This is a genomic window from Acinetobacter stercoris, from assembly GCF_900323515.1.
Classification (GTDB): Bacteria; Pseudomonadota; Gammaproteobacteria; order Pseudomonadales; family Moraxellaceae; genus Acinetobacter; species Acinetobacter stercoris.
In genome coordinates, this window is record NZ_OOGT01000145.1 from 1 (window position 1) to 10,387 (window position 10,387).

Annotated in this window: 12 protein-coding genes; 6 read left to right on the plus strand and 6 right to left on the minus strand. The window is 36.3% G+C overall.

All coding sequences use genetic code 11. The features are described 5' to 3' along the window. The first annotated feature begins 18 nt into the window (after window positions 1-18). Together KPC_RS13810 and KPC_RS13815 are read left to right on the plus strand one after the other, a co-directional pair. Window positions 19-501 (plus strand): DUF2846 domain-containing protein, encoded by a 483-nt coding sequence (locus tag KPC_RS13810; protein ID WP_171334501.1) that lies wholly within the window; start codon window positions 19-21, stop codon window positions 499-501. Window positions 502-641: 140 nt separating this feature from the next. Then, window positions 642-941, plus strand: a complete 300-nt coding sequence (locus KPC_RS13815; protein ID WP_121974943.1) for a hypothetical protein — start codon at window positions 642-644, stop codon at window positions 939-941. Here KPC_RS13815 and KPC_RS13820 read toward each other — a convergent pair. Further along, the gene (locus tag KPC_RS13820) at window positions 938-1,939 is read right to left on the minus strand and encodes a pirin family protein (protein WP_121974944.1); all 1,002 of its coding nucleotides are present in this window, start codon (window positions 1,937-1,939) and stop codon (window positions 938-940) included. The two genes, KPC_RS13815 and KPC_RS13820, sit on opposite strands and share 4 nt — an antisense overlap. Window positions 1,940-2,191: 252 nt before the next feature. Between KPC_RS13820 and KPC_RS13825 the strand changes: the two genes are divergently transcribed. Beyond that, complete coding sequence (locus KPC_RS13825) at window positions 2,192-2,647, plus strand: hypothetical protein (protein ID WP_228212268.1); 456 nt, start codon at window positions 2,192-2,194, stop codon at window positions 2,645-2,647. Between the two features lie 129 nt (window positions 2,648-2,776). After that, window positions 2,777-4,276, plus strand: coding sequence for a flavin-containing monooxygenase (locus tag KPC_RS13830; protein WP_121974946.1), 1,500 nt, complete (start codon window positions 2,777-2,779; stop codon window positions 4,274-4,276). Window positions 4,277-4,361: 85 nt separating this feature from the next. Here KPC_RS13830 and KPC_RS13835 read toward each other — a convergent pair whose 3' ends face one another. The 5 genes from KPC_RS13835 to KPC_RS13855 all read right to left on the minus strand — a co-directional run bounded on the left by KPC_RS13835 (window position 4,362) and on the right by KPC_RS13855 (window position 8,510). After that, on the minus strand, window positions 4,362-4,997 hold the full coding sequence (locus KPC_RS13835) for a hypothetical protein (protein WP_121974954.1): 636 nt from the start codon (window positions 4,995-4,997) through the stop codon (window positions 4,362-4,364). Window positions 4,998-5,129: 132 nt separating this feature from the next. Further along, window positions 5,130-5,675: a glutathione peroxidase gene (locus KPC_RS13840; protein WP_121974947.1), complete on the minus strand. Its 546-nt coding sequence runs from the start codon at window positions 5,673-5,675 to the stop codon at window positions 5,130-5,132. Window positions 5,676-5,815: 140 nt separating this feature from the next. After that, entirely contained in the window at window positions 5,816-6,346 is a 531-nt protein-coding gene (locus tag KPC_RS13845) for a hypothetical protein (protein WP_121974948.1), read from the minus strand. A gap of 152 nt (window positions 6,347-6,498) precedes the next feature. Then, on the minus strand, window positions 6,499-7,248 hold the full coding sequence (locus KPC_RS13850) for an AraC family transcriptional regulator (RefSeq protein ID WP_121974949.1): 750 nt from the start codon (window positions 7,246-7,248) through the stop codon (window positions 6,499-6,501). A 29-nt stretch (window positions 7,249-7,277) separates the two neighbouring features. Beyond that, entirely contained in the window at window positions 7,278-8,510 is a 1,233-nt protein-coding gene (locus KPC_RS13855; protein WP_121974950.1) for an MFS transporter, read from the minus strand. Between the two features lie 129 nt (window positions 8,511-8,639). On the opposite strand from KPC_RS13855, the gene KPC_RS13860 reads away from it, so the two are divergent. Together KPC_RS13860 and KPC_RS13865 are read left to right on the plus strand one after the other, a co-directional pair. Continuing rightward, window positions 8,640-9,293 (plus strand): TetR/AcrR family transcriptional regulator, encoded by a 654-nt coding sequence (locus tag KPC_RS13860; RefSeq protein ID WP_227591499.1) that lies wholly within the window; start codon window positions 8,640-8,642, stop codon window positions 9,291-9,293. Between the two features lie 102 nt (window positions 9,294-9,395). After that, window positions 9,396-10,283 (plus strand): DMT family transporter, encoded by an 888-nt coding sequence (locus tag KPC_RS13865; protein ID WP_121974952.1) that lies wholly within the window; start codon window positions 9,396-9,398, stop codon window positions 10,281-10,283. Window positions 10,284-10,387 lie beyond the last annotated feature (104 nt).

Genomic DNA, 10,387 nt, shown 5'->3' on the forward strand with positions numbered 1-10,387 from the left:
AAAATCATGTAATTTAAAATGAAAATTAAACTAATACTTCCTTTAATTATTTCTTCCATATTTGTTGGATGTGCATCAGTCCCTAAAGCTGATCAGCAGTTATCAAAACAAGTAAAACAACTCACTTCTCCATCAGAGGGTAATGCAGCAATTTATGTTTATCGTTCAAACTCTGTAGTGGGTGCTTCAATTAAAAAAGATATCTGGATTGATGGTGAATGTTTAGGGGAATCATCAAGAGGTGTATTTTTTTATAAAGAAGTATCTGGCAATCAGAAGCATACAATATCTACAGAGTCAGAATTTTCTCCAAATCATTTAGAGATAAATACTGAGGCAGGTAAACAATATTTTATTCAACAATTTATTAAGCCAGGCGTTGTTGTAGGTGGCGCTAATCTAAAACAAGTTGATGAAACTACAGGTAAAAAAGCAATCAGTGAATATGAACTGGCTAAAAGTGGAAACTGCAGTGAAGCAACAATTTCACTCAATAAGTAACGATGAAAAGGTATATCAATTAATCTATTGATATACCTTATTTTATTTAAATAAATGAATGATAACTTAGCTAAAGTTGAATGGATTTAAAAGTATATTTTCTAGTAATTTCTAAATAATTATTCAAAGAATAGAGCATTATGAACCTTATTGACCAAGAACCCCACTTTTGGGAACTCTACCAACATGAAGATCAATATTATCTAGGTATTGCTATAGATATGAGTTCAGTTGTTTCATGCTGGGACATAAAGCTTACTTTAGATGAAGTTTCTGCTTATAAAATTCAAGGCAGATCAAGTATCGAGAGAATGACTAAAAAATTTATAGATGAAACTTATCGAGGAAGTTTTTCCGATTTAGAAAGTCGAAAAGTTTCAGACAAAGAAAAAGCAGCCATGCAAGCTGCTTTTAAATTATGGCGAGAAAATAATGCCTAAGCCTGTTCCGGGAACTCTTTTTCTACTCCACCATTATAACTGGCAAAGCGAGGCTGCTCCCGTTTAAATACTGGTGCTGAACTTGACCAAGGCCAGTCACCAAAATGTGTTGCACGATATCTGCGAAAAGCATCATTTAGCTCTTGATCTGTATTTAAAACAAATGGTCCGCGCATTGCTACGGGTTCACCTATAGGTTCACCTTCTAACCATAGAATTCGGGCCTCGGCATCTCCAGCTTTTAAGTGAATTTCGACATCTGGTTGAAGCTCAACTAAATGACGGTAGTGTACAAGTTCACCAGCAACCCCTAAAGTTGTTCCCTGATAAAAATAGGCAAAACGGGTTGAGGTTGAAGTTGTTGCAGGCACTGTGATTTCAGCATTTGCATCTAGTGTCATAAGATAAATGTTTACCTTGTTTTCTTTAGCAGCAGCCCATGAATGGAGCGGACGCGATATTGCTTCAGTACCGTTGAACTCACCTGAAATAACACGGATGTCGGTTTGATTCCCATAATGGTCTTCTATTGCTACATGAGGTATATGCTCACGCCACATCATTTTATAGGCAGGATCTTGTTTTTTTTGTTCAGCAGATGAATTGAACCAGATTTGAAAAAGTTCGAATGTATTTGGTTTATCTTGGTGCAATAGTGGGAACATTTCACAATGTTCAATACCATTTCCTGTACTGAGCCATTGCACATCACCTGCCGCATAGCGCCCGCCATTTCCGAGTGAGTCAAAATGGTCAACAAAGCCACGCTCAACAAGTGTTATGGTCTCAAAACCTGTATGGGGATGTTCCGGGAAGCCTGGAACGACATCACCATAATACATACGATAAGGTTCTTCTTTAGTCGGTTCAAAAGCAGGCCCCATATTTTCATTGGCTGCAGGGAAATGATCGACATGGTGTGCTGTAAAGAGAAATGGATCTTTTAAATCTAAGCGAAATTCGATAGGGGTAATGTTATAAATTACATCATTTGCCATAGTGCTACGCTCCATCTTCTTATACGTCAAATTTTTAAAATTTGGTTAACTATTTTGATAATTTAAAATGAATATGAGAATTTACTAGCACTTATTTGTAAGTGCCAATTGCAAATAATGCTGTTTTGTATCGTTCTTTTTATGAAAGAGCTGATATCAAATCAGACAAAATCTGGCAAAGAATTTTAGCACTCATAATTTATTGATAAATTTAAGCATAATGTCTGGGTTAAAATAATGAGGAACAATAAGGTGCAAAAGAAATATTTATACGGGCTATTTGCTCTTCCAGTTATATTAGCAGCCTGCCAAAAGCACTATATATCTGAACCTAGTCAGGCTACTGAGGCGGCTTTGGTTGCCCAGTCATATGCCAATGGTCTTTCTGCGGAAATTGATATTGATTATCGGAAAGCATTTTATAATCTGAAGCGGGCATATCATTATTGTGTAGCTTTTTCAACCAATGATAATTTGGTGTATACGGATAATAAACTTGAAAATTTTATAGAAATGGGAACTATTTTTACACGTAATCAGGATGGGCGATATTTATCTAAAGTGACAGTGGAAGGACTGCGTGATAAGAAAACCAGACTTACTTTATTTTTACCTAATGATTTCAAATATCCTAAGAGCAGATTTAAAGATGATATTCAGTGGGCATTAGGGAAAGATAAAAGATGTAATACAGCATGGAATCCTTAAATGGTGGTAACGATTTTATCTGCATAGGCAAATAACATCATGATGTTTTGATAAATCGGTCATTTTGGAAATAGACAAGAACCAGGCTTTTTGCGATTTTAGCTCTTAATTTTGAGCTTGAATAAGATAATGAATACTCAGAAAAATAATGCGAACAGTTTTGAATATCATCAAGTAATTATTATTGGTGGTGGATTTGCAGGGCTGGGTGCAGCCATAAAATTAAAAGAAGCAGGTATCCATGATTTTATATTGCTTGAAAAAGCACATGAACTAGGAGGAGTATGGCGTGAAAATACCTATCCAGGCTGTGCTTGCGATGTACCGTCTGCCTTGTATAGTTTTTCTTTTGAGCCTAACCCTAACTGGAGTAGGGTGTTTGCTCCACAAGCTGAAATCAAAAAATATTTACAAAATATAGCCCATAAATATCAAATTATGCCCAATGTGAAATTGGATACAGAAGTGCTTTTTGCTCAATGGTCGGAACAGGATCAATGCTGGATTATTCAGACTAATCGTGGGGAGTTTCGCTCACAATTTAGCATTATGGCTTGTGGACCGATGCATGAACCTGTTTTGCCTGATGTTAAAGGCATTCAAGAATTTAAAGGTCAGATATTCCACTCTGCTCGCTGGAGGCACGATCTGGATTTAGTTGGGAAACGTGTTGCTGTGGTGGGAACTGGAGCATCTGCTATCCAGTTTGTTCCACAAATTCAACCTGTTGTGGAAAAGTTAACAGTTTTTCAGAGAACAGCTCAATGGATTTTACCTAAGTCGGATATTGATTTACCCAAACCTGTTCAAATGTTGTTTAAATATTTGCCATTTACCCAGCAGCTTTTACGTGGAGGGGTATATGGAATCTTTGAAACGATCAACGGTGGAATTCAAAGCCCAACTGCGATGAAACAGTTTCAGCGTTTGGCTGGGTTTAATCTAAAGTTTTCAATAAAAGATAAAGAACTTAGGAAAAAATTAACGCCAGATTTTATTATTGGCTGTAAGCGGATCTTGCAATCAAATAATTGGTATCCTGCACTTGCTCAGCCAAATGTAGAGGTAATCGCAAGTGGCTTATCAGAAGTACAGGGTAATACTTTAATTGCGTTGGATGGAACAACCTGTGAAGCAGATATTATAATTTTAGCGACAGGTTTTGAAATTGCTGAACCACCTATTGCCAAGCGTGTATTCAATAGATATGGTCAATCTATGGCTGATGTCTGGCAGGGAAGTCCCGAGGGCTATAAAGGAACAATGGTTGAAAATTGTCCTAATGGTTTTTTAATGTTTGGTCCAAATATTGCTGTAAGTTCATCTGCATTTATTATAATAGAAGCGCAGCTTACTTATATCGTAGATGCACTTAAACAGGCGATTGATCTTGGAATTCGAAGCATAGAGCCAAATCCAAAACTGGTTAAAGCCTACAACGAAAAAGTACAACAGGCATTACAAACTACTGTCTGGAATCAGGGAGGGTGTCAAAGCTACTTTCTGGATAGAAATGGGCGTAATAGCGTAGCTTGGCCTTGGACGACTTTCGAATTAAAGAAACAGCTTAAAAGCTTTAACCTGAATGAATATTTAACAGATTTTTCACCTGAAAAAGCAGATACTTAATGAGGCAAAAAAAAAATCATCATGATGAAATAGCATATCATGATGATGTTAAACTGGTGGTGAGTATGGCCTTTAAACTTATCGGTTATTGATCTGAATCATCATCACCTTGCTGATCTGAACTTTTCCCCATTGTGAGCATTGCTGCAAGTTTAAGCATATCAGATTGAATGGTGTTCATTTGTTGTTCAATCTTTTCAAAATTAATTTTGCTGAAATCTGTTGAACCATTTAAAAATGGTGAGTCCAGAACCTGCTTATTGGCTCGTAATACCTGACCGCGAATAGAATCTATTTCTTCACTCTTTAAGTTCAAAGCGTTTAATGCATCGCTAAAGCCTTGTAGTTGATAACGTAGATTTGTTGCAGTTTTCTGTAACTGATGTTGATCTTTGCTCTCAATAGCCTGTTGAAGGTCATTTTGAGTCTGTTCTAGTTTTCTAACATAATCACCTGTTTTGAGTTGCATATCTGCCACATCGCGGGCGATGTAGAACATATTGCCACTTTTTAAATCTGAACGTACTGAAGTATGGTTATCAGCTGGATCATCTTTTGAGTTTACCTGTTCATTACTGGAATAAGAATCATCTCTTGATTGTTGATCTTCAGCTTGAGTTTGATCAGATCTATGGTCTTGAGCCTGATCACATCCTAAAAGTAAAACGCCAGAAGTAAAAATTACGAAAGGTAATACAGCACCTTGTAATAGCTTTTTCATCATTCTCGATCAGTTTTGAATATATTGATTAATATAGAGCTGAAATATGGAGAAAATGCTGAGAGTTGCAAAGCAATAACACATTGTTACAGTACATTGAAAAGGGCATCAATTGATGCCCTAAAGAAGGCTTTATTTTTTGAGTTCAGTTTCAATTGCTTCCAGGATTCTAGGATCATCTGCAGTAATGTCAGGGGCAAAACGGGCAACCACGTCACCATTTTTATTCACCAGAAATTTTTCAAAATTCCAGAGGATCTCAGGTTTTGGATTTGGTGTTAACCCATAGTCAACCAGATCTTTCCACCAAGGTCCTTCACCAATACGTTCAGGAATTGCTGTGATCAATGCCTGATATAGAGGATGCTTATCTGTTCCTGCTACTGAGATTTTCGAAAATAATGGAAAATGTACATCATAAGTGAGAGAACAGAACTGCTGAATTTCTTCATTTGTTCCAGGTTCTTGCTCCAGAAAATTGTTTGCTGGGAAGCCTAAAATTTCTAGGCCCTGATCTTTTTTCTCTTTGTAAAGCTTTTCCAGACCTTCATATTGTGGCGTTAAACCGCATTTCGAGGCAACGTTGACAATAAGTAATACCTTGCCCTGATATTGATTTAAATTGATGTCCTTGCCATCTATGCTTTTTACAGGAATGTTGTATACAGAAGTTGTCATGAGGTGTCCTGATAGATATTTAAATATTGGTATTGTTGTATCGGGAAATACATATGAGAACAAGTTGATATTGTTATTTTCCAGTAAAAATAAAGCAAAAAGCGAGTTTTTTACTCGCTTTTTGAAATAATGATCTAAAGTTATTTGGCATTATTTGCTTTAGTTTGAAGGTTTTGCATTTCAGTGAGAATATCCTTTTGAAGATCGGTTCCTTTTTTCTGTAATTCATTAATTTTTGTTATATCAGGTGGATTTGCAATACCTGCTTGTGCGAGCTCCAGACCAAGATTGTTTGACTGTTTGATTTTATCTTTTAAAGCACTAACTTCTGTACTTTTCAATGGAATGTTATCCAGATTTTTATTGAAACCATCAACGAAAGCTTGCATTTTGTCAACAACAGTACGTACTTCTTCAACTTTACCTGATTGAGCAGCTTTGATGACTTCGGTTTGGAAATTTGCAGTTTCTTGTGTTTGAGTATTATTTAGTGTTTGTAGTTGTAGCAAGTCATTTTTAATATCTGAAATATTGTTATTACTTAATGATGCTGTGGCAGGTTGGGATGAGTTTCCAGCTACGCCGCCAGCTTTAGTATCTTGAGGCTTTTTATCACAAGCAGTTAAAGCAAAGGAGACTAAACATAAGGTTGAAATTAATAGTTTTTTCATTATTTATCCTTATAGGATTAAAAGTTCAATTTTCGTGATTCAAGTTCAATTCTTTTATTTGACAAAATATCACCTGATCAACATGCCATAGCTAGAACTAAAATGACAATAGTTTTTAAAGATAACTCGCGATCAAGAAATTTTCATCAGCATTATGCATATTTGATTTGAGAAGGCGTCTGTCCTGTATAGCGTTTAAAAAATTCGATAAAGCTTGAGCTGTGTTGATACCCCAATTCATAACTGATTTTTTTAATGGAGATTCCTTGTTGGAGTTGGGTGATTGCATAAATCAATTTTGCACGATTTCTCCACTCCGAAATAGACATCAATAGTTCCTTTTGGCTAAGTCTAAGGATATGTCTTTCTGTGATATCAAATGTTTCTAGTATTTGTTGCAAGCTTTTATGAAAGTGAGTAGGTTCAGATAATGCACTCAAGATGGGTTTTAAAATTGGGTGGTTACTTTGTGGCAAATAATGGTCATATACTGGAGAGATATAAATCTGGTCGATCAGGATTTGCAATAAATGTTCATAATAGCTTGCTGATGGAATTCCTGAATTTTTTTGTTGCAATATTTCTTCAACAGTGTGTTTTAAAAATGCTGAAACACTCAGGGTCTTGGCTTCGTTTGACAGTTGTTTAGACAGACATGGATGGATACGAATACAAATATAATGGGTAAGCTGTTCTTCAAATGCAGTACAGCAATGTTCGATTTGTGGGGGAATCCATAGTCCATAACTTGGAGGTGATAAAAATTGTTGTCCTGAAATATTCAGTTCGAGTGTGCCGTTTAAACTAAAATTAAAATCTCCCCATAAATTGGAATGGGGAGTGACGATATCATCTTTATTGTAAAAGAATTCATCTAATTCAATAAGTTTACCAAGTTCCACTGATACTGAATATCCTGTATAGAGTTTAGCTAAATTTCGCAATCAATCTTAGGATTATTTAACCCGCGAGATAGTGTGAAAATCGAAACAATCGCGAGAACAATAAAGCTAAGTACACTATACAATAGAATATTCGCATTGAAATGATCAACGATGTATCCACCTAACAGAGAACCTGTTGCGATCATGACCTGAAAAAAACCAACAAATAAAGGCATACCTTTTTCAACAGCATTTGGTGTATGAACAAACATCCAGATATTGGCTGTTGTAGGAAACGCACCAAATGCAAAGCCCCAAAGCCCTGTTAAAATAAATGCCCCCATTTCATAGACAGCGAAAACTGGAAAGCTGAAAAAGACGATCGCGAAGCATAGTCCAATAAATGCAAAGGTATATCGAACATTGATATTTCCACTATAACCAGCAAATGCATTACCAAAAATACCTGCAACGCCATAGAGTAATAGTAAGGTGCTAATGGTTGTCCCATTAAAGCCAGCGACATTTTTAAAGAAGGGTGCAAGATAACTATAAGAAGAAAAATGTGCTAAGCCAATCAGTAAAATGACAATTAGACCTTTACGTGCTTTGGGTTCTCTTAATAAAGCAGGTAAATCACGGAAATGGATAGCTGAGCTTGGCTTGAGCTGAGGTAGAAATATTAGCTCCAGGATAAAGACTAGAAATCCGATGGCTGCAGTAATAATAAACGCGGTACGCCAGCCAAAAAACTCACTTAGCCAAGTACCTATAGGTACACCAAGAACCGTAGCCAAAGTTACACCAGCCATAACAATAGCTGTTGCCTTTGCTATGGGTAAATGGGTAGGTGCTAACCGGGGACTCAAAGCAATAGCTGTCGCCCAGAAGCCACCAATTGCAATACCTAGAATAAAGCGACTAAATAGCAAAACTTCAAAGCTAGTAGCAAATGCTGTAATCAGGTTGGCAACGACCATGATTGCTGTCAAACCAATGAGTAAATACCTTCGGTCTAATTGTTTTACCCATACTGGTAATAATGGTGCTGCAAATGCAGCCATAATACCAGGTAGGGTAATGACTAAACCTGCTGTTCCAACGGAGACATGTAAATCTGTAGAAATACTGTTGAGCACACCAATAGGAAGGAATTCACTGGTGACCAAAGCAAATGCAGTCACCGCGACAGTTAATAATGCAAACCAACTGCCGCCTGGAATGGAGGCAGCTGAATCTGTTAATTCTTCAGTTTTTGAGGGCGTAGATGTCTGGACCATGGTTGTATTTCCTTGGGCTAAATTTTTTTAGATAATTTAATAATGATCGTTATAAAAATAAAATATTTGAATAATTTCCCAGTGTCAATTAATTTAGTAATGATTGTTATAAAAATATGTGTGAAGTTTATGACAGAACCAAAAAATGTAAATTCAGATGCATCTTATGCAGAAGAGAAAGAAAAACGTAAGCGTGGACGTCCTAAGTGTTTTGATGAAAAAGAAGCGCTGAATAAGGCTATGCTTTTGTTTTGGGAGTATGGCTATGAAGCAACATCTATGAGTGATTTACTTCACACACTCAATATTACTGCACCAAGCTTGTACAGTAGTTTTGGTGATAAATTACAATTGTTTTATCGTTGTCTGGATTATTATCTGGAAAATGAGGCTTGTGCCATAGTTTCTATTTTTCAACAGGCAAAGACGGCTAAAGTTGCTATTGAACTTTATCTGCATGAGAATGTCCAAAAACTGGTTCAGGACAATAAGCCTAAAGGCTGTATGTTATTGGTATCAACAATGAATTGTTCCGAGCAGCATCACCAGTTACAACAAGATTTGTTAGAAAAAAGGCAAAATGTTAAACGGCTTATTTATGAGCGCCTAGTACAGGGCGTGCATGATGGGGACTTAAAACAGGATATGAAATTAGATGAAATGGCAAATTTTTATAGTACCATTTCACAAGGTCTATCCATGCAAGCACGAGATGAAGTTGCCATAGAAGATTTACAGCAAGTGGTTAATAATGCGATGAAGGTATGGGATTTATTTTTATAAGTGGATGTCTCTTACGCTATAATAATGTCTGATATTCAATATTTAAATTAAAACAGACTTAAATGATAATTAACCTCATTAAGGTAAATAAAGATTAAATGAATGATTGAAAAGTCGAAACATATCGGATGGGCATTGAGCCTACCGTTGATTGCCGTGTTTATTTGGTCGTTGAATATCAATGTAACCCGCTACGTTGCTGATTTGATTTCCCCTGTAAGTATCAGCTTTTATCGCTGGTTAGTTGCTTTTGTCATTCTGACTCCATTTATGTTTCTAAAAGTCTGGAAACAGCGAGATTTAATCAGGAGACATTTTGTACAATTTGCCGTATTGAGTGCTTTCGGGATGGTGCTGTATCAAGGCTTGTCCTATTCAGCTGCTCATCATACTACGGCAACTAACATGGGAATTATCAATGCCTTTGTACCTGTGTTTACGATCTTTATTTCCATGGCACTTTTAAGGGATATTCCAAATCGTTATGCAGTGATCGGGAGTATTTTATCGTTTATCGGATTGCTTTATGTCATGGGGCAAGGTGATTTCGGTAGCCTATTGAAACTGGGTAAGCACTGGGGCGATATCATTATGGTATTTGCCGTATTTTTCTACGCATTTTATGGTGTGTTCCTTAAGAAATGGCAATTACAAGTTCCACTACTCGTTAGTCTATATATCCAGATCAGTTTTGCATTAATTTATCATTTACCTTTTATTCTATGGCTAGGTTTGGACAGTATCGATTCTCAAAATGCTGCAAGTGTATTTTATGCGGGTGTTTTTCCTTCACTCATTGCACCTCTACTATGGATGGTTGCCGTTCATCATATCGGACCTAATCGAACCAGTATTTTTATGAATTTAATGCCTGTTTTTACAGCAATTATTGCATATTTCTGGTTAGATGAAGCATGGACGATCTATCATACGATGGGTGGGGTTGTGATTTTAATTGGTATCGCTCTTGCCCAGAAAAAACGGATCTAATTTTGTATAACGATATGAAATATATTTTTGATATGTAAAAGTGTATAAAGTGGCTTTTTTATATGCAATTGAAGAAATATAGTTCATTCAAAAAAGCATAAAAA

Bases quoted from the DNA above. Each gene is read 5' to 3' on its own strand.
- KPC_RS13810 (WP_171334501.1), top strand. From the start codon at position 19: ATGAAAATTAAACTAATACTTCCTTTAATTATTTCTTCCATATTTGTT.
- KPC_RS13815 (WP_121974943.1), top strand. From the start codon at position 642: ATGAACCTTATTGACCAAGAACCCCACTTTTGGGAACTCTACCAACAT.
- KPC_RS13820 (WP_121974944.1), bottom strand. From the start codon at position 1,939: ATGGCAAATGATGTAATTTATAACATTACCCCTATCGAATTTCGCTTA.
- KPC_RS13830 (WP_121974946.1), top strand. From the start codon at position 2,777: ATGAATACTCAGAAAAATAATGCGAACAGTTTTGAATATCATCAAGTA.
- KPC_RS13835 (WP_121974954.1), bottom strand. From the start codon at position 4,997: ATGAAAAAGCTATTACAAGGTGCTGTATTACCTTTCGTAATTTTTACT.
- KPC_RS13840 (WP_121974947.1), bottom strand. From the start codon at position 5,675: ATGACAACTTCTGTATACAACATTCCTGTAAAAAGCATAGATGGCAAG.
- KPC_RS13845 (WP_121974948.1), bottom strand. From the start codon at position 6,346: ATGAAAAAACTATTAATTTCAACCTTATGTTTAGTCTCCTTTGCTTTA.
- KPC_RS13855 (WP_121974950.1), bottom strand. From the start codon at position 8,510: ATGGTCCAGACATCTACGCCCTCAAAAACTGAAGAATTAACAGATTCA.
- KPC_RS13860 (WP_227591499.1), top strand. From the start codon at position 8,640: ATGACAGAACCAAAAAATGTAAATTCAGATGCATCTTATGCAGAAGAG.
- KPC_RS13865 (WP_121974952.1), top strand. From the start codon at position 9,396: ATGATTGAAAAGTCGAAACATATCGGATGGGCATTGAGCCTACCGTTG.